17 protein-coding genes are annotated in these 17,763 nt (G+C 55.0%); 3 read left to right on the top strand and 14 right to left on the bottom strand.

Features of this window, described 5'->3' with window-relative positions; translation table 11 throughout:
• Nucleotides 1-103: 103 nt before the first annotated feature.
• From hemG to pepQ, 4 genes are read right to left on the bottom strand one after another with little or no spacing between them, the layout of a single operon-like run.
• Nucleotides 104-649 (bottom strand): menaquinone-dependent protoporphyrinogen IX dehydrogenase, encoded by a 546-nt coding sequence (gene hemG, locus AAIR21_RS21380; protein ID WP_020882866.1) that lies wholly within the window; start codon nucleotides 647-649, stop codon nucleotides 104-106.
• Nucleotides 650-659: 10 nt separating this feature from the next.
• Nucleotides 660-2,111 (bottom strand): Trk system potassium transporter TrkH, encoded by a 1,452-nt coding sequence (gene trkH / locus AAIR21_RS21375; protein WP_025202793.1) that lies wholly within the window; start codon nucleotides 2,109-2,111, stop codon nucleotides 660-662.
• A 41-nt stretch (nucleotides 2,112-2,152) separates the two neighbouring features.
• On the bottom strand, nucleotides 2,153-2,767 hold the full coding sequence (locus tag AAIR21_RS21370) for an IMPACT family protein (protein WP_020882868.1): 615 nt from the start codon (nucleotides 2,765-2,767) through the stop codon (nucleotides 2,153-2,155).
• On the bottom strand, nucleotides 2,767-4,098 hold the full coding sequence (pepQ, locus tag AAIR21_RS21365; protein ID WP_020882869.1) for a Xaa-Pro dipeptidase: 1,332 nt from the start codon (nucleotides 4,096-4,098) through the stop codon (nucleotides 2,767-2,769). The genes AAIR21_RS21370 and pepQ overlap by 1 nt, the downstream gene beginning before the upstream one ends.
• A 190-nt stretch (nucleotides 4,099-4,288) precedes the next feature.
• Here pepQ and fadB point away from each other — a divergent pair, with 190 nt between their 5' ends.
• Nucleotides 4,289-6,478 carry a fatty acid oxidation complex subunit alpha FadB gene (gene fadB, locus AAIR21_RS21360; protein WP_032680099.1) on the top strand — a complete coding sequence of 730 codons (2,190 nt, stop codon included), beginning with the start codon at nucleotides 4,289-4,291 and terminating at the stop codon, nucleotides 6,476-6,478.
• Between the two features lie 9 nt (nucleotides 6,479-6,487).
• Nucleotides 6,488-7,651, top strand: coding sequence for an acetyl-CoA C-acyltransferase FadA (gene fadA, locus AAIR21_RS21355; protein ID WP_014172105.1), 1,164 nt, complete (start codon nucleotides 6,488-6,490; stop codon nucleotides 7,649-7,651).
• A gap of 182 nt (nucleotides 7,652-7,833) precedes the next feature.
• Here fadA and fre read toward each other — a convergent pair whose 3' ends face one another.
• Together fre and ubiD are read right to left on the bottom strand one after the other, a co-directional pair.
• Nucleotides 7,834-8,535 (bottom strand): NAD(P)H-flavin reductase, encoded by a 702-nt coding sequence (gene fre, locus AAIR21_RS21350; protein ID WP_014172106.1) that lies wholly within the window; start codon nucleotides 8,533-8,535, stop codon nucleotides 7,834-7,836.
• A 30-nt stretch (nucleotides 8,536-8,565) separates the two neighbouring features.
• On the bottom strand, nucleotides 8,566-10,071 hold the full coding sequence (ubiD, locus tag AAIR21_RS21345; protein WP_014172107.1) for a 4-hydroxy-3-polyprenylbenzoate decarboxylase: 1,506 nt from the start codon (nucleotides 10,069-10,071) through the stop codon (nucleotides 8,566-8,568).
• Between the two features lie 170 nt (nucleotides 10,072-10,241).
• On the opposite strand from ubiD, the gene rfaH reads away from it, so the two are divergent.
• Complete coding sequence (rfaH, locus tag AAIR21_RS21340; protein ID WP_020882871.1) at nucleotides 10,242-10,733, top strand: transcription/translation regulatory transformer protein RfaH; 492 nt, start codon at nucleotides 10,242-10,244, stop codon at nucleotides 10,731-10,733.
• Here the strand turns inward: rfaH and tatD are convergent.
• From tatD to rmuC, 8 genes are all read right to left on the bottom strand, one after another.
• On the bottom strand, nucleotides 10,730-11,512 hold the full coding sequence (tatD, locus tag AAIR21_RS21335) for a 3'-5' ssDNA/RNA exonuclease TatD (RefSeq protein WP_183516929.1): 783 nt from the start codon (nucleotides 11,510-11,512) through the stop codon (nucleotides 10,730-10,732). The genes rfaH and tatD overlap by 4 nt on opposite strands.
• Before the next feature lie 41 nt (nucleotides 11,513-11,553).
• On the bottom strand, nucleotides 11,554-12,324 hold the full coding sequence (tatC, locus tag AAIR21_RS21330; protein ID WP_014172110.1) for a Sec-independent protein translocase subunit TatC: 771 nt from the start codon (nucleotides 12,322-12,324) through the stop codon (nucleotides 11,554-11,556).
• A gap of 2 nt (nucleotides 12,325-12,326) precedes the next feature.
• The gene (gene tatB, locus AAIR21_RS21325; RefSeq protein WP_014172111.1) at nucleotides 12,327-12,869 is read right to left on the bottom strand and encodes a Sec-independent protein translocase protein TatB; all 543 of its coding nucleotides are present in this window, start codon (nucleotides 12,867-12,869) and stop codon (nucleotides 12,327-12,329) included.
• Between the two features lie 3 nt (nucleotides 12,870-12,872).
• Nucleotides 12,873-13,127 (bottom strand): Sec-independent protein translocase subunit TatA, encoded by a 255-nt coding sequence (gene tatA / locus AAIR21_RS21320; protein ID WP_020882874.1) that lies wholly within the window; start codon nucleotides 13,125-13,127, stop codon nucleotides 12,873-12,875.
• Between the two features lie 76 nt (nucleotides 13,128-13,203).
• The gene (gene ubiB / locus AAIR21_RS21315) at nucleotides 13,204-14,844 is read right to left on the bottom strand and encodes a ubiquinone biosynthesis regulatory protein kinase UbiB (protein WP_183516928.1); all 1,641 of its coding nucleotides are present in this window, start codon (nucleotides 14,842-14,844) and stop codon (nucleotides 13,204-13,206) included.
• The gene (gene ubiJ / locus AAIR21_RS21310) at nucleotides 14,841-15,446 is read right to left on the bottom strand and encodes a ubiquinone biosynthesis protein UbiJ (protein WP_032680095.1); all 606 of its coding nucleotides are present in this window, start codon (nucleotides 15,444-15,446) and stop codon (nucleotides 14,841-14,843) included. The genes ubiB and ubiJ overlap by 4 nt, the downstream gene beginning before the upstream one ends.
• A 13-nt stretch (nucleotides 15,447-15,459) precedes the next feature.
• Nucleotides 15,460-16,215: a bifunctional demethylmenaquinone methyltransferase/2-methoxy-6-polyprenyl-1,4-benzoquinol methylase UbiE gene (gene ubiE, locus AAIR21_RS21305; protein WP_014172115.1), complete on the bottom strand. Its 756-nt coding sequence runs from the start codon at nucleotides 16,213-16,215 to the stop codon at nucleotides 15,460-15,462.
• Between the two features lie 66 nt (nucleotides 16,216-16,281).
• Nucleotides 16,282-17,739 (bottom strand): DNA recombination protein RmuC, encoded by a 1,458-nt coding sequence (rmuC, locus tag AAIR21_RS21300; RefSeq protein WP_014172116.1) that lies wholly within the window; start codon nucleotides 17,737-17,739, stop codon nucleotides 16,282-16,284.
• Between the last annotated feature and the right edge of the window lie 24 nt (nucleotides 17,740-17,763).

Genomic DNA, 17,763 nt, shown 5'->3' with positions numbered 1-17,763 from the left:
CCGTTGTTCCGTGTCAGTGGAGGCGCATTATAGGGAGTTATTCTGAAGTGACAAGCACAAAATACAAAAAACTTTTCGTTCGCTCACTTTTCAAACTTCACGCCTATTTAAGCCGCGAATCGCCTGATAAATGTGCGATCTCCCGCGCAAAACTGGCGACCTGCGACCAGTCGGTATAAACCACCTCTTTGCGCGTATCGGTTTCGCCGCCGGTCATCTTCATAATGAGGCGAATCATAAAGCGGTCATACCAGCGATAGCGCGGATAACGCAGCGCGCCGGCAAAGACGGCGCTGATGTCCGGCTGCCACGGAGAGCTCAACAGAAACTTGCGCGTATAGCTGTTGGTCTGCGGCGTACGTTTCTCAGGTTTACGCGCCACCAGATTGACCGAGTAAAAAGCCCCGGGCAGTTTATTGAGCACTGCCGTATGCTTTTTCACAAAACGATCCAGCGCCGGATGGAAATGCCCGTAACGAATAGACGCGCCAATAACCACACGGTCGTAATCCTGCCAGGCTATCTGCTCCGTGCGGTTCAGGTTCACCACATCAGAGTAAATCCCCAGCTCTTTTAATTCTGAAGCCAGATATGAGGCAATCTCACGCGTTTGCCCATCCCGCGTAGAGAAAAGAATAAGTGTTTTCACCGACGACTCCTTACTCGCGCCAGAATGTTGGGGTGAACAGCACCAGCAGCGTAAAGACCTCCAGACGACCAAACAGCATGTTGGCGATGAGGATCCATTTCGCGACCGGGTTCATACTGGCAAAGTTATCCGCCACAACCCCCAGGCCAGGCCCGAGGTTATTCAACGTTGCTACGACGGAAGCAAAGGCAGAGAAATCATCCACCCCCGTCGCGATAATCGCCAGCATACTGACGATGAAGACCAGCGCATAGGCCGAGAAGAACCCCCACACCGCTTCAAGAATACGTTCCGGCAGGGCACGGTTACCCAGTTTGATGCTGTAAACCGCGTTCGGGTGGACCAGACGTTTAAGTTCACGGTTCCCCTGCTTAAACAACAGCAGAATACGGATCACCTTCAGGCCACCGCCCGTCGACCCCGCACACCCCCCGATGAACGCAGAACACAGCAGCAGTACCGGCAGGAACAGCGGCCAGCGCGCAATACTGTCCGTTGTAAAACCGGCGGTGGTTGCCATCGACACCACCTGGAAGAACGCCTGATTTAACGTGGTCAACGCGGAGTTATAGACATCGTGGAACCACAACACCACGGTACAGATGATGACCAGCGTAAGCTGGACACCAATGAACATACGAAACTCCGGGTCACGCCAGTACACCTTCAGGCTACGCCCGCTGAGTAAGGAGAAGTGCAGACCGTAGTTACAGCCGGAAATCAGCAGGAAGATGGCAATGATCGTGTTAATGGTGGGGCTGTCGAAGTAACCCACGCTGGCATCGTGGGTCGAGAACCCGCCGATGGCGATCGTCGCAAAGCTGTGCCCGATAGCGTCGAATGCAGGCATCCCGGCAAACCATAATGCTAACGCACAGGCGACCGTCAGTAAGACATAGATAAGCCACAGGGTTTTCGCCGTCTCGGCTATGCGCGGGCGCATCTTGTTATCTTTCAGTGGGCCCGGCATTTCCGCACGGTAGAGCTGCATCCCCCCGACGCCGAGAATAGGCAGGATGGCCACTGCCAGGACGATGATCCCCATCCCCCCGAACCATTGCAGCATCTGGCGATAAAAGAGAATGGCGTGCGGTAAGGAATCCAGCCCGACTAGCGTGGTCGCCCCGGTCGTCGTTAAACCCGAGAACGATTCAAAAAACGCATCCGTGACGGTCAGATTAGGCTGTTCAGAGAAGATAAAGGGTAGCGCACCCACGCTTCCCAGCACTGTCCAGAACAGAACAACAATCAGAAACCCTTCGCGAGATTTCAGCTCACCCTTTTGACGACGGTTTGGCCACCACAGCAGAGAGCCAATCGCCAGCGCGACAAAGAAGGTCTGGGTAAATGCCCGCCCCGCGCCGTCCCGGTAGATAAGCGCTACCAGTCCTGGGAGAATCATCGTCCCGGAAAAAAGTATGACCAGCAGTCCAACGATTCGGGTAATGGCACGAAAATGCATCTCTGCCGCTTCCTTTGGTATTCAAAAAAGTGAGGTGGGGATTATTCTTCAATCGGCAGCAATTGCAACGAACCGCGACTAAAATCCGCCAGCTTTGCTGAAAAAGCAGCCAGTTCCGCCTGCGGAAGCGCCACGCGCAGTTGCACCATTGCCTGATAGTCACTATGCGCGATGACGCCGTTAAACTGCTTTAGCAATGCCTCAATGCCGGATAACTGACCGTAATCGCACAGTAAAGTATATTCGGTGAGCGGCGTTTTGCGGGTGGTAATCAGCATATTCAGTGCCTGCTGAACCCCACCGCCATACGCTTTAACCAGTCCACCCGTGCCTAATAAAATACCGCCGTAGTAGCGAACGACCACGGCGGTGATTTCACCCACGCCGCTGCCCATCAACTGGGAGAGCATGGGTTTACCGGCTGTGCCTGCCGGTTCACCGTCATCGGAAAACCCCAGCTGTTGTGAATCGTTCGGCGGCCCTGCCACCCATGCCACGCAATGGTGACGTGCGTCAGGGTGCTGCGCGCGAACGGACTCAACAAACGCTTTTGCCGCCTCAACGCCGTCGGTATGTGCCAGCAGCGTAATGAATCGACTCTTCTTAATTTCCTCAACAAAGGTGACCGGTTCAGCCGGTATCAGCCAGCTATCCATCAGGCCAGCTTCAGGTCTCGCGTCATATTCTCAATACCGTTTTCGTGGATCACCACGTTGTCTTCGATACGAATACCGCCAAACGGTTTCAGCGCTTCAATTTTGTCCCAGTTGAAGTGCTTGCTGAACGGGCCTTCACGCCATGGCGCTAACAGCGATTCGATAAAGTAGATACCCGGCTCGATGGTCAGCACCATACGCGGCTCAAGAATACGCGTGCAGCGCAGGTAAGGATATTTAGACGGCGCGGCCAGGTGCGTACCGGTATCGTCCTGCATAAAACCGGCAACATCATGAACCTGCAGACCCAGCGGGTGACCAATACCGTGCGGCATGAACGGTCCGGTCAGATCGTTTTCCACCATCGCCTCTTCGCTCATGTCTTTCACGATCTGGTGCTTACGCAGCAGTTTAGCGATGCGCTGATGGAACTGGATGTGGTAATCCACATAGCTGGTTCCCGCTTTCATGGTGCCAATAAGCGCCAGTTGCTCATCGTTAACGTCTTTAATCAGTTGTGCAAAATCGGTATCCGCATTTGCCGCCCAGGTGCGGGTCAGGTCGGCCGCATAGCCGTTGTACTCTGCCCCAGCGTCCAACAGGAAGCTGCGCATCTCGGATGGCACCTGGTGATCGAGCCTGGTGTAGTGCAGAACGGACGCATGCTCATTCAGCGCGACGATGTTGCTGTAAGGGACATCAGTGTCACGGTGGCCGGTGGCGGTCAGATACGCCTGGTTAATATCGAACTCGCTCATGCCAGACTGGAACGCTTCATGCGCAGCACGGTGACCGTTTACCGCCGTTTTTTGCGCTTCACGCATGCAGTAAAGTTCGTAGTCGGTCTTATAAGCGCGATAGTAGTGCAGATAATCCAGAACCCCTTTCGGATTGAGTTTATCCGCCGGAATATCCAGACCGAGCGCACGCTCAGGAACCGGGCCAATATAAGCAATGTTGCCGCGCCCGGCTGGCAGGAGGCTGCCAATGCCATCGGCTTTTGGTAAAGCGATAACGTCCACTTCTTCCGTCCAGAAGCTGGTCGGCAGCGGCTCAACGTTGTGCCAGTAATCGACAGGCAAATAGAACCACAGTTTCGGCTTGTTCACCCCGTCCACCAGCAACCAGCAATTTGGGACCTGCGTGACCGGCACCCAGGCTTTGAACTGCGGGTTGACCTTAAACGGATACGCATGGTCATCCAGGAAGGTGTTAATCAGCTCTCCGGAGTGGATTAACAGCGCATCCAGCTTAAAGCGCGCCAGTACATCACGGGTACGTTCCTGTAGGGTAACGATATGATTTTTATAAAGCGAAGCCAGTGAGTCCATCTTTCTTCCTTTCATTTTTCTGAGCTCAAGTCATCGCATCTTAGCACACCTGACTCCGACTGCGTGATTTCCACCGACCGTGATCAATGCAGCAATTTCTTAATGAGAAATTTGCATTTTATTAACATAAATCCCACACTCCGTCTCATCTGGTATGACCAGATCCACTTGCTGGATTCAGGAGACTGACATGCTCTACAAAGGCGACACCCTGTACCTCAACTGGCTGGAAGATGGCATTGCCGAACTGGTGTTCGATGCCCCCGGCTCAGTCAACAAGCTTGATACCGCGACGGTGGCCAGTCTTGGCCAGGCGCTGGATGTGCTTGAAAAACAATCTGAATTAAAAGGGCTGCTGCTGCGCTCAAACAAAGCGGCTTTTATTGTCGGTGCAGATATCACCGAATTCCTTTCACTGTTCCAGGTCCCGGAAGAACAGCTGAGCCAGTGGCTGCACTTTGCCAACAGCGTCTTTAATCGTCTGGAAGATCTGCCTGTTCCGACAGTCTCCGCCGTTAACGGCTACGCGCTGGGCGGCGGCTGCGAGTGCGTGCTGGCAACCGACTATCGTCTGGCCACGCCAGACCTGCGCATCGGCCTGCCGGAAACAAAGCTGGGCATCATGCCAGGCTTTGGCGGTTCCGTACGTATGCCACGCATGCTGGGTGCCGATAGCGCCCTGGAGATCATCGCCGCCGGTAAAGATGTCGGGGCGGAACAGGCGCAGAAAATAGGCCTGGTGGACGGTGTGGTTAAACCAGAAAAACTGATTGAAGGCTCCCTCGCCATTCTGCACCAGGCCATTAATGGTGACCTCGACTGGAAAGCCAAACGTCAGCCGAAGCTGGAACCGTTGAAACTCAGCAAAATTGAAGCCGCCATGAGCTTCACCATCGCCAAAGGGATGGTGATGCAGACGGCAGGCAAACACTACCCCGCGCCCATTACCGCCGTTAAAACGATTGAAGCCGCGGCCCGCTTTGGCCGTGATGAAGCGCTGAAACTGGAAAACCAAAGCTTTGTTCCGCTGGCGCACACTAATGAAGCTCGCGCACTGGTGGGCATCTTCCTGAACGATCAATTCGTGAAAGGTAAGGCGAAACAGCTGACCAAAAATGTTGAGACGCCAAAACAGGCGGCGGTACTCGGTGCAGGCATTATGGGCGGCGGCATCGCTTATCAGTCGGCCTGGAAAGGCGTGCCTGTGGTGATGAAAGACATCAGCGAGAAATCCCTGACGCTGGGCATGACCGAAGCGGCCAAGCTGCTGAATAAACAGCTGGAACGCGGCAAAATTGACGGTCTGAAACTCTCAGGGGTGATCTCGACAATCCACCCGACCCTGGACTATAGCGGTTTCGACCGTGTGGATGTGGTCGTTGAAGCGGTCGTTGAGAACCCGAAAGTCAAAAAAGCGGTGCTGGCGGAAACCGAAGAGAAGGTTCGTCCTGATACCGTACTGGCCTCAAACACCTCCACCATCCCGATTAGCGAACTGGCAGGCGTTCTGAAGCGCCCGGAAAACTTCTGCGGTATGCACTTCTTTAACCCGGTGCACCGTATGCCGCTTGTCGAAGTGATCCGTGGGGAAAAAACCTCTGACGAAACGATCGCCAAAGTCGTGGCATGGGCCAGCAAAATGGGCAAAACCCCAATCGTGGTCAACGACTGTCCGGGCTTCTTCGTCAACCGCGTGCTGTTCCCGTACTTTGCCGGTTTCAGCCAGCTCCTGCGCGACGGTGCGGATTTCCGCAAAGTCGACAAAGTGATGGAAAAACAGTTCGGCTGGCCGATGGGTCCGGCGTATCTACTGGATGTGGTCGGCATTGACACCGCACACCACGCCCAGGCGGTGATGGCGGCAGGCTTCCCGCAGCGCATGCAGAAAGATTATCGCGACGCGATTGACGCCCTGTTTGACGCCAGCCGCTTTGGTCAGAAAAACGGCCTGGGCTTCTGGCGTTATAAAGAAGACAGCAAAGGCAAACCGAAGAAAGAAGAAGACGCGGCGGTGGATGGCCTGCTGGCCGACGTCAGCCAGCCGAAACGTGACTTCACCGACGATGAAATCATCGCCCGAATGATGATTCCAATGATCAACGAAGTGGTGCGTTGCCTGGAAGAAGGCATTATCGCCAGCCCGGCAGAAGCGGATATGGCACTGGTGTACGGCCTCGGCTTCCCTCCGTTCCACGGCGGCGCGTTCCGCTGGCTGGATACGCTCGGCAGCGCCCGTTATCTCGATATGGCTCAGCAGTACCAGCACCTCGGCCCGCTGTATGACGTGCCGGAAGGTCTGCGTAACAAAGCGCGCCATAACGAACCCTATTACCCAGCAGTTGAGCCAGCCCGTCCGGTTGGCGAGCTGAAAACGGCTTAAGGAGTCACAATGGAAAAGGTTGTCATTGTTGATGCGATTCGCACCCCGATGGGCCGTTCAAAAGGCGGTGCATTCCGTAATGTGCGCGCGGAAGACCTCTCCGCACACCTGATGCGTAGCCTGCTGGCGCGTAACCCGGCACTGGATCCCGCTGCGCTCGACGATATTTACTGGGGCTGTGTACAGCAAACCCTCGAACAGGGCTTTAACATCGCCCGTAACGCTTCGCTGCTGGCGGAGATCCCGCATTCAGTTCCGGCGGTGACCGTTAACCGTCTGTGTGGTTCGTCAATGCAGGCGCTGCACGACGCGGCACGCATGATCATGACCGGTGATGCGCAGGCCTGTCTGGTCGGCGGCGTGGAGCACATGGGCCACGTGCCGATGAGCCACGGGGTTGATTTCCACCCGGGTATGAGCCGTAACGTGGCGAAAGCGGCGGGAATGATGGGCCTGACCGCTGAGATGCTTTCCCGCCTCCACGGCATCAGCCGCGAAATGCAGGATACCTTTGCCGCGCGCTCCCACGCACGCGCCTGGGCCGCAACGCAGTCCGGCGCATTTAAGCATGAGATCATCCCAACCGGTGGTCACGATGCTGACGGCGTTTTGAAGCAGTTCAGCTACGATGAAGTGATTCGCCCGGAAACCACTGTAGAAACCCTTTCTACGCTGCGCCCGGCGTTTGACCCGGTCACCGGTACGGTAACAGCAGGCACCTCATCGGCCCTATCTGACGGGGCCGCCGCGATGCTGGTGATGAGTGAAAGCCGAGCCCGCGAGTTAGGCCTGACGCCTCGTGCCCGGGTGCGTTCGATGGCGGTGGTGGGTTGCGATCCGTCCATTATGGGTTACGGTCCGGTGCCGGCCTCGAAGCTGGCGCTGAAAAAAGCAGGCTTAACCACCAGTGATATCGATCTGTTTGAGATGAACGAAGCCTTTGCCGCGCAGATCCTGCCGTGCATCAAAGATCTGGGCCTGATGGATCAGATAGACGACAAGATTAACCTCAATGGCGGCGCGATCGCCCTCGGTCACCCGCTGGGTTGTTCCGGGGCACGCATCAGCACCACGCTGATTAACCTGATGGAACGCAAAGACGCTCAGTTTGGTCTGGCGACGATGTGTATCGGGCTGGGTCAGGGTATCGCGACGGTATTTGAGCGAGTGTAAATCTTCGAGGGGTTCTTACAGCCAGTGTCGCCAGAACACGGCGGCACGCGAGCGGAGCCCGATGCGCTTACGGAAGTAAGTGATTCGGATGAGCACGCGCAGCCAACGCAGTTATGGCGCCAGTGGCGAAGAGATAAAGTTTAGTTGCCGTTCTTCCCGCCTGTCAGGGGCGGGTTTTTTATTTAAATGAACGCGAACGCATCGCCGAAGAGACGGTCTTCACGCGCGTCACGTTCGTTGCAGAACAGGTCACGGGCAATTTTCGCCATCTCAAAACGGCCAGCAATATAGATATCATGTCCCGCCAGCGTGCCGTGATCCTGCAGCACCGCCGTCAGCACCGTACCGCTGCGCCCACGCCAGCCCTCTTCAGGCTGCTCCACCACCGGCTCAATGCGCAGGTGTGGATGATTGACGCTTAATGCTTCCAGTTCAGACAGGTCGTAGAGATGTTTCTCTTCGCGGCCGCCCCAGTAGATGGTGATATCGCGATCCGGGTTACGCGCCAGGGCCGTCAGCAGGATAGAGCGCACGTAAGAGAAACCTGTTCCCCCCGCAATCAGGATCAGCGGACGGTCTTCATCTTCACGCAGCCAGGCATCACCGTGAGGAATATCCACCACGATTTCACGTTCTTTCAGAATGCGGTCCATGACGGCCATCGCATACAGGTTAAGCTCAGACGCACCAATATGAAGCTCAATAAATTCCTGCTCTGCTGGCGTAGAAGCCATAGAGAAGGGACGCTTATCACGCTCATCCATCACGACCATCAAGTACTGACCGGCGCGGAAAGAGAATGCCGCTTCAGGTACTAAACGGACGCGATATACGGTGTCGGTGATAGCATCTACCGAGGTCACTTTACAGCTTAAGGTTGTCATTCGCTCTCTCTGTCGTGAAGTCTATAGGGCTTAACGGCCTGTTTCAGGTTTACCGTTATTCATTATGGCCAGTTCATCCCAGATCGCGTCAATGCGCGCGGTCACGGCAGGATCTTTTTTGATCGGTCGACCCCATTCACGCTCGGTTTCGCCGGGCCATTTGTTTGTGGCATCCAGTCCCATTTTTGAGCCAAGGCCGGAGACCGGCGAGGCAAAATCCAGATAATCTATCGGCGTGTTTTCGACTAACACCGTATCGCGCGCCGGATCCATTCGCGTAGTAATGGCCCAGATAACGTCATTCCAGTCGCGGGCGTTAACATCATCATCGCAGACAATAACAAATTTGGTATACATAAACTGGCGCAGGAAAGACCATACGCCCATCATCACGCGTTTAGCGTGACCAGGATATTGCTTCTTCATCGTCACCACCGCCAGGCGATACGAACACCCTTCCGGCGGCAGGTAAAAATCAACAATTTCCGGGAACTGCTTTTGCAGGATCGGCACAAACACTTCGTTCAGTGCCACTCCCAGTACCGCCGGTTCATCCGGTGGACGTCCGGTATAGGTGGAGTGGTAAATCGCATCTTCACGCTGGGTGATGTGCGTGACGGTAAACACCGGGAAGTTATCAACTTCGTTGTAATAGCCGGTGTGGTCACCGTATGGCCCTTCCGGTGCCATTTCGCCCTGCTCAAGGTAACCTTCCAGAACGATCTCCGCGCTGGCAGGAACTTCAAGGTCATTAGAAATACACTTCACGACTTCGGTTTTGGTTCCGCGCAGCAGGCCTGCAAAGGCATATTCGGACAGCGTATCCGGCACTGGCGTTACCGCCCCCAGAATCGTGGCCGGATCGGCGCCTAACGCAACGGAAACCGGGAAACGCTCGCCCGGGTGTTCAGCACACCACTCCTGGAAATCCAGGGCGCCGCCACGATGTGACAACCAGCGCATGATGAGCTTATTCTTGCCAATCAGCTGCTGGCGGTAAATACCCAGATTTTGTCGCTCTTTGTGCGGGCCACGTGTGACGGTGAGCCCCCAGGTAATAAGCGGCGCAGCATCTTCAGGCCAGCATTGCATGACAGGAATTTTTGTCAGATCCACCGCATCGCCTTCCAGCACTTTCTGCTGACACGGTGCGCCGCGCAGACGTTTGGTTGGCATGTTTAGCACCTGCTTAAACTGCGGCAGTTTATCGAACAGATCGCGGAAACCTTTCGGTGGCTCTGGCTCTTTCAGAAACGCCAGCAGTTTACCCACTTCGCGCAGCGCCGTGACGTCCTCCTGTCCCATCCCCAACGCCACACGGCGCGGTGTGCCAAACAGATTGCACAGCACCGGCATCGAATACCCTTTTGGGTTTTCAAACAATAAAGCGGGGCCACCGGCACGCAGGGTGCGGTCAGCAATTTCTGTCATTTCCAGATAAGGATCAACAGGAAGTGTAATGCGTTTGAGTTCGCCCTGCTTTTCCAGCAGCGTCAGGAAGTCGCGGAGATCGTGGTATTTCATGCAGTTAGTCATGGCCTCTCTGTAAGCGCTTCATTATACGGCGTAAGCCTGCTTGATGCTGTAATTTTGTTAAATTAGCGTGAACTTATGCATTCTGTTCCCTTTTCCCCCATTATAATCAACTTAGCGATCCCGCCAGGGTTTTGATATGCTTGCGCCCCGAACTAAGGGAAAGAGTGATTATGCAGGCCTGGTATTTACTGTATTGCAAACGCGGGCAACTTCAGCGCGCGCAGGAACATCTTGAACGTCAGTCTGTAAATTGCCTGACACCCGTGATCACGCTTGAAAAAATGCAGCGCGGGAAGCGCACGACCGTCAGTGAGCCATTATTCCCGAACTATCTGTTCGTTGAGTTCGACCCGGAAGTGATTCACACCACGACCATCAGCGCCACACGCGGTGTCAGCCACTTTGTGCGTTTTGGCGCTCACCCGGCCACGGTCCCGTCAACGGTGATTCATCAGCTTTCGGTGTACCAGCAACCTGAAGGCATCACCGATCCGGAAACACCCTACGCAGGCGACAGCGTCGTCATCACTGAAGGGGCTTTCGAGGGCTTACAGGCGATTTTCGCCGAGCCTGACGGTGAAGCACGTTCCATGCTGCTGCTCAACCTGCTGAATAAGCAGGTATTGCAGAGCGTGAAAAACACCGACTTCCGCAAAGTTTAAACGTCTATCCCGAACAGGCGACGCACGTTGTCATCCGTCTGTGCGCACAGCCAGTGCGGGTCTTCTCCGCGCCAGCGCGCTACGCTCTCAAGAATATGCCCCAGATAGGCCGGTTCGTTACGTCGAGAAGCCGGTTTGGGTTGCATATCTCGCGGCAGCAGATAAGGTGCGTCGGTTTCAACAAGCAAGCGGTCCGCCGGGATCACCGGCAACAGCTCGCGAAGCTCAAGCCCGCGACGTTCATCGCAAACCCAGCCGGTAATGCCCAGATATAACCCGCGTTCCAGACAATCCAGCGCCTCCTGCCGTGAACCGGTAAAGCAGTGCAGTACCGCACCGGGCAGTTTATCGATCCAGGGTTCCAGTAAGGCGAGGAAGCGCTCATGCGCGTCACGGCAGTGCATAAACACAGGCATTCCAAGCTCCGCCGCCAGGGCGAGCTGGGCGGTGAAGGCGTTTTCCTGTTCGGCTGGTGTGGAAAAGTTACGGTTGAAATCGAGACCACATTCGCCAATGGCCACGACTTCAGGGGTTTTCGCCAGCCTGTGTATGATTTCAGCGCTCTGCGGCGTCCACTGGCTGCTGTCATGAGGATGCACACCAGCGGTTGACCAGCAGCGATCATAGCGTTGAGCAAGCTGTTGCGCCTGCTCGCTTTCATGCAGGTTGGTTCCCGTCAGGAGCAGCCCTTTCACCCCGGCGGCAAAAGCACGCGCGACGACTTCATCGCAGTCTTTCGCAAACTGCGAGCTGGTCAGGTTGAGTCCGATATCAAACATGCGATTCCCCATAGCACAACCGCCCTGACGGGCGGCTGGTTTTACTCTTCAGTGGTCTTTTCCGACGTATCGTCTTCGTCATCCGACCGACGCCCTTTTCCCACGTAGAAACGCGAGAAGAATACGCCGACTTCAAACAGACAATACATCGGTATTGCCAGCAGCGTTTGTGAGAAGACGTCAGGTGGTGTGAGCAGCATGCCAACCACAAACGCGCCGACCAGGATATACGGGCGCTTCTTACGCAGGTCATCAGGGGTCGTCACTCCTACCCAGCAAAGCAGCACAATGGCTACCGGCACTTCGAATGCCACACCGAACGCCATAAACAGCGCCATCACAAAGCTGAGGTAGCTGGCGATATCCGTCGACACCTGAACCCCTTCCGGCGCGGTATGCGTCAGGAAGCCAAAGGCCAGCGGGAAGACAACAAAGTAGGCGAACGCCATGCCGATATAGAACAGCAGCGAGCTGGATACCAGCAGCGGGATCACCAGCTTGCGTTCATGCTTGTACAGCGCTGGCGCCACAAACGCCCACACCTGATAAAGAATGACCGGCGCAGAGGCAATCAGCGATACCCAGAAGGTGAGCTTAATAGGGGTAAAGAACGGTGATGCAACGTCGGTTGCGATCATCGTTGCCCCCAGCGGCATCTGCTTGATCAGCGGCGCAGAGACAACCTGGTAGATATCATTGGCGAAATAGACCAGGCATAAGAAAATGAGGAAAACCGCGATAATGCAGTTTAACAGGCGCTTACGCAGCTCTATGAGGTGCGTAATCAGCGGTTGGGTATCATCTACTGCCATGTTTACGCTTTATCACTCGACGAGGGGGATGATTCGGAAACAGGCGCGGCAGGCTTAACGTCAGCCGCTTTTACCATCGGTGCTTCCGGCTGCGCCTGTTTTTTCGGTTCAGATTCCTGCGGCGTTTGTTCAGGCGCGGTAGCCTGATGCTCCGCGCTGGCAGGCGTAACGCCCTCGCGCTGCGCTTCGCTGTCCTTCACCACCGGGTTGTGGATGGTGTTGGCTTCATCGCTCGCCTTTTCAGGATCGTTGACGCTGTAGGAGCGCTTCATGGATTCTGCCGCTTCACGCAGTTCATCCATTGAGGCTTTCAGTTCAGGCGTCAGGTTATCCATGCTCGCCTTTTCCACCTTTTTCAGGCTTTCCTGAAACTCCTGCAGCTTAAGTTCCTGCGCCAGCTCATTTTGTACGGTCGAAGCCAGCGATCTCAGCGCGCGTACCCAGCCCACAACGGTTTTCACCGCCACCGGCAGACGCTGGGGTCCTAACACTATCAGGCCAATCACAAAGACCAGCAGCAGCTCACTAAAACCAATGTCGAACACGAATTACACCTGCTCTTTATCGTGGCGTTTAGCGTCTTCTTTTTTCGCCTCTTCCTGCTTGTCGGAGATGGATTTAGCAGTAAAGTCAGCATCCTGGCTGGTTTTATCCTGCTTGCTCTCATCATCGCTCATCGCTTTCTTGAAGCCTTTGATAGACGCGCCCAGATCGGAGCCGATAGAACCGAGCTTTTTCGTGCCAAACAGCAGCACGACGATGACGGCAATGATCAACAATTGCCAGATACTGATACCACCCATACATGTACCTCAGGGATAGATGATTAATGAGTCAGGTCGCATTATACGTAGGCGACCCGTCGATAGCGATGCAAAATCAGCGCGTTTTTCTCCAGCCGGCGAGCCAGGCCACAACACCGCCAGCCATCAGCCAGGCGGGCATCATCTGCCAGTCAGGGCGAGTAATCAGCAACAGCGTACCACTCAGCAGCAGCGTTGCTCCAATGCCAAAGAGATAGCGCGACTGCCCCTGTCGAACACGGCTGGACTGAAGCTCGCGGGCGATTTTATCCATGCTGTGCTGAAGGTTCTTGCTCTGACGCAAACTGTCGTAAATCAGTTCCGGAATATCAGGCATTTTTTCTATCCAGAACGGGCCTTTCTCTTTAATAGAGCGCACCAGCGCCGGAATGCCCACCTGATCCTTAATCCAGGATTCAAGGAAAGGTTTCGCAGTCTTCCATAAGTCTAACTGAGGATAGAGCTGTCGACCTACACCTTCAACGTAAAGTAATGTTTTCTGAAGTAAAACTAACTGTGGCTGCACTTCCATGTTGAAGCGGCGTGCCGTGTTAAACAGGTTCAGCAATACGTGTCCGAAGGAAATTTCTGCCAGCGGCTTTTCAAAAATCGGCTCGCAGACGGTACGGATAGCAAACTCAAACTCTTCGACGTTGGTGTCCGGCGGAACCCAGCCAGAATCAACGTGCAGCTCGGCCACCTTGCGGTAATCACGGTTAAAGAAGGCGATGAAGTTCTCAGCGAGATAGCGCTTATCTTCTTTGTTCAGCGAGCCCACAATACCGCAGTCAATACCGATATATTTCGGGTCTTCCGGGTGCTCATAACTGACGAAGATATTCCCCGGGTGCATGTCCGCGTGGAAAAAGCTGTCGCGGAATACCTGGGTAAAGAAGACCTGTACGCCACGCTCGGCCAGCAGCTTCATGTTGGTTCCCTGCTTTTCCAGGGCTGCCACATCCGAGACCGGAATACCGTAAATCCGCTCCATTACCATCATGTTCTGGCTGCAGTAGTCCGAATACACTTCCGGCACATAGAGCATCGGGCTGTTTTCAAAGTTCCGGCGCAGCTGGATGGCATTTGCCGATTCACGCAGCAGGTTTAATTCATCAATCAGCGTTTTTTCATACTCCCGCACAACTTCCATTGGGCGCAGACGGCGTCCGTCGGGGAGCAGGCGCGGAACCCAGCGTGCAAGCCGATAGATAAGCTTCATGTCCGCTCGGATTACCGGCAGGATGTCCGGGCGGATCACTTTGATAACCACCTCTTTGCCGTTCTCTTTCAGACGTGCTGTATGCACCTGGGCAATAGAGGCTGAAGCAAGAGGTTCTATTTCGAAATCGTCAAACCAGGTCTCGACAGGAATATTGCCCATCGCCTCTTCGATCTGTTTTTTCGCTCTCACACCGTCAAACGGTGCAACGCGGTCCTGCAGCAGTGCCAGTTCATCGGCAATCTGCGGCGGGAAAAGATCGCGGCGAGTCGAGAGCATTTGCCCGAACTTAATCCATACCGGGCCCAGCTCCTGGAGCGCCAGGCGAAGACGTTCACCCAGCGGCTGATCTTTATGACGATTAGGCATCCAGAACAACATCCGCCGCCAGATACGAAGCAGCAGCGTGATACGCATTTTGGGGATAAGCTCGTCGAGCCCGTAACTCAAAAAGGTGTGGACGATAAAATAGAGGCGCCGAATTTCACCAGGCGTCATTTGCCCTCCAGTTTTTCCAGCCGTTTGGTTAAGGCATCCACCGCGCGTTCAACCGCCGCGGTCTCTTCCGCAAACCATGCAACTTCAAGCGCGCCAGGGGCCATACGCCACTCTTCAGTCAGCACTTCCGCCGCATAGCGTTGCTGCCGTTGCAGACTCTTGCGAAGGAAAGCCGTACCGCCATGAATGGCTTTACCGATCCCTTCGGCAGCAATGTCGCCAATGAAAGGCGCAAGCAGCTCTGCCGGGTCAAACTCGGCCAGATCGCTGAGCGCAACGAAATTCTGTACGACCTGAATGTCGCCTTCCACTTCCAGCTCACCGCTGCGGATAAGCGCCGTAAGCTGCTGACGGTCACGTAATTTTGGCAGCACACTCATGTGCGTAATCACGGAGCAGTCGGCTTCACCTTCCCACTCACCCAGAACGTCAAGCTGGCGTTCACTGAAAACCAGCACAAGCGGCGTCGAGAACTCTTTCAGAACAACACGCAGCACCTTGCCGTTAAGCCGCTGACGTGCGGCTTTTAGCGCCGGTGCGCGGTAAAGAAAGGCATTCAGGACATTCTCGATACCTGCGGTGACTAAGGGTTTAAAGGGCACGGGAAACCTCCACTCAGAACTTATAACCGCGATGCAGCGCGACGACACCTGCCGTCATGTTGAAATACTCAACGTTCTCGAATTCCGCATCCTGCATCATGGCCTTTAAAGTGTCCTGATCCGGGTGCATACGGATAGATTCCGCCAGGTACCGATAGCTTTCCGCGTCGTTTGCCACCAGCTCACCAATGCGCGGTAGCACATGGAATGAGTATGCGTCGTAAGCTTTGCTTAACGGCTCAAGAATCGGTTTGGAGAATTCGAGCACCAGCAGGCGTCCACCCGGCTTTAGCACGCGGTACATGGAGCGCAGCGCTTTTTCTTTATCGGTGACGTTACGCAGGCCGAAGGAGATAGTGATGCAGTCAAAGGTATTATCCGGGAAAGGCAGCGCTTCGGCGTTCGCCTGCACATACTCGACATTACCTACCACGCCGATGTTACGCAGCTTCTCACGTCCCATTTTGAGCATTGAGTCGTTAATATCTGCCAGAACAACGCGACCGGTTTCGCCCACCAGACGGGAGAATTTTGCTGTCAAATCGCCTGTACCGCCGGCTAAATCCAGTACCGTTTGTCCACGACGCACACCGCTACAGTCGATGGTGAAGCGCTTCCACAAGCGATGAATGCCGAACGACATCAAGTCATTCATCACATCGTACTTCGCCGCCACGGAATGAAATACGTGGGCCACCATATCAGCTTTCTGCGCTTTGGCGACAGTCTGAAAGCCAAAATGCGTCGTGTCTTGTGAATCGTCAACCATCTCAGAGCCTGCTTATCAGTAAAATGTTCGTGAAGTGTAACAGATTGGGCGCGTTTGCCCTACGTTTCAACCTTCGCGAAAGAAACGTGCCGGACGCTCGTCTGACGTTAAATCTGTCGCTAACGTATTGTCTTCACTGTTTGTCTTTTGTTCGCCAGCGCCTTCGCGCAGGCGAAACTCTTCATCCTGGGCGGTGGCCTGCTCAACTAATTCCGGATTAATCTCGCGCTTCACCTCCACACCCAGGGAACGAAACGCTTCGGCCTGCGCCAGTAAGTTGCCACGCCCGGAAGAGAGTTTTTTCATCGCCTGGCGATAGTTATCCTGGGCGCGGTCAAGGCTTTGCCCGACCGAGGACATATCATCCACAAAAAGACGCATTTTGTCGTAAAGCTTGCTGGCGCGATCGGCAATCTGCTGCGCATTGCGGCTCTGATGTTCATAGCGCCACAGGTTGGCAATGGTGCGCAATGCCACCAGCAGCGTGGTGGGGCTCACCAGCATAATGTTATTTTTTAGGGCTTCGGTAATCAGTTCAGGCTGTCTGTCGAGCGCCAGCAAGAACGCGGGTTCAACCGGAATAAACATCAGGACGTAATCCAGCGAGCGCAGGCCGGGTAACTGCTGGTAGTCTTTTCTGCCCAGCAGACGAATGTGGTTACGCACGGAGGCGATGTGCTCCTGCAGCGCCGACTCGCGGGTGTAGTCATCTTCCGCATTGAAATAGCGCTCATAAGCCACCAGCGTCATTTTGGCGTCTATCACCACATCTTTGCCCTGCGGCAGCCGCACAATCACATCAGGCTGCATACGCGAGCGGGCATCGTTCTCGATACTCACCTGCGTTTCGTATTCATACCCTTCCCGCAGGCCAGAGGCCTCCAGCACGCGGGTCAGCACCACTTCCCCCCAGTTGCCCTGGGTTTTGTTATCGCCCTTCAGCGCACGGGTCAGGTTGACCGCTTCCTGCGCCATTTGCGCATTCAGCTGCTGAAGATTGCGAATTTCATGCGCCAGCGTGTGCCGCTCGCGAGCCTCCTGGCCAAAGCTGTCCTGTACCTGACGACGAAAGCCGTCCAGCTGTTCACGCAGGGGCGTTAGCAGGCTATTCAGGCTTTGGCGGTTTTGTTCGTCTACGCGGCGGTTGCTGTGTTCAAAAATGCGGTTCGCGAGGTTCTCGAACTGCTCGCTGAGGCGTTGCTCGCTGTTCATCATCTGGCGGATTTTATCTTCCGCATGCAGCTGGGTGGATTCGAGGCGGGTAGTCACTTCGCGGAGATCGGCCTCCAGCGAGGTGTTGATATCGCGAAGATTGCGCAGCTCGTTGTTGAGCAGTTCGCATTCGTCACGCCAGTGTTCGCTCAGCGCAACCTGCTGTTTTGCCGCGCTTAAATCGGCGACTATCTCTTCTCGCTCGGCCAGCTGATCGGCCTTTTGTTGCGCGTGCTGGTAGCTGGAAATCAGCCAGCCTGCCCCCACGCCCACCAGCGCAATCACTGCATAAATCAGGATTGAGATATCCACAATGCCCCCTGCATCAACGTATTA

The organism is Enterobacter sp. PTB (assembly GCF_051130085.1).
GTDB classification, from domain to species: domain Bacteria; phylum Pseudomonadota; class Gammaproteobacteria; order Enterobacterales; family Enterobacteriaceae; genus Enterobacter; species Enterobacter ludwigii.
This window is presented reverse-complemented; position numbering and strand designations above follow the sequence as displayed.

Bases quoted from the DNA above. Each gene is read 5' to 3' on its own strand.
- trkH (WP_025202793.1), bottom strand. From the start codon at position 2,111: ATGCATTTTCGTGCCATTACCCGAATCGTTGGACTGCTGGTCATACTT.
- AAIR21_RS21370 (WP_020882868.1), bottom strand. From the start codon at position 2,767: ATGGATAGCTGGCTGATACCGGCTGAACCGGTCACCTTTGTTGAGGAA.
- pepQ (WP_020882869.1), bottom strand. From the start codon at position 4,098: ATGGACTCACTGGCTTCGCTTTATAAAAATCATATCGTTACCCTACAG.
- fadB (WP_032680099.1), top strand. From the start codon at position 4,289: ATGCTCTACAAAGGCGACACCCTGTACCTCAACTGGCTGGAAGATGGC.
- fadA (WP_014172105.1), top strand. From the start codon at position 6,488: ATGGAAAAGGTTGTCATTGTTGATGCGATTCGCACCCCGATGGGCCGT.
- fre (WP_014172106.1), bottom strand. From the start codon at position 8,535: ATGACAACCTTAAGCTGTAAAGTGACCTCGGTAGATGCTATCACCGAC.
- ubiD (WP_014172107.1), bottom strand. From the start codon at position 10,071: ATGACTAACTGCATGAAATACCACGATCTCCGCGACTTCCTGACGCTG.
- rfaH (WP_020882871.1), top strand. From the start codon at position 10,242: ATGCAGGCCTGGTATTTACTGTATTGCAAACGCGGGCAACTTCAGCGC.
- tatD (WP_183516929.1), bottom strand. From the start codon at position 11,512: ATGTTTGATATCGGACTCAACCTGACCAGCTCGCAGTTTGCGAAAGAC.
- tatC (WP_014172110.1), bottom strand. From the start codon at position 12,324: ATGGCAGTAGATGATACCCAACCGCTGATTACGCACCTCATAGAGCTG.
- tatA (WP_020882874.1), bottom strand. From the start codon at position 13,127: ATGGGTGGTATCAGTATCTGGCAATTGTTGATCATTGCCGTCATCGTC.
- ubiB (WP_183516928.1), bottom strand. From the start codon at position 14,844: ATGACGCCTGGTGAAATTCGGCGCCTCTATTTTATCGTCCACACCTTT.
- ubiE (WP_014172115.1), bottom strand. From the start codon at position 16,215: ATGGTTGACGATTCACAAGACACGACGCATTTTGGCTTTCAGACTGTC.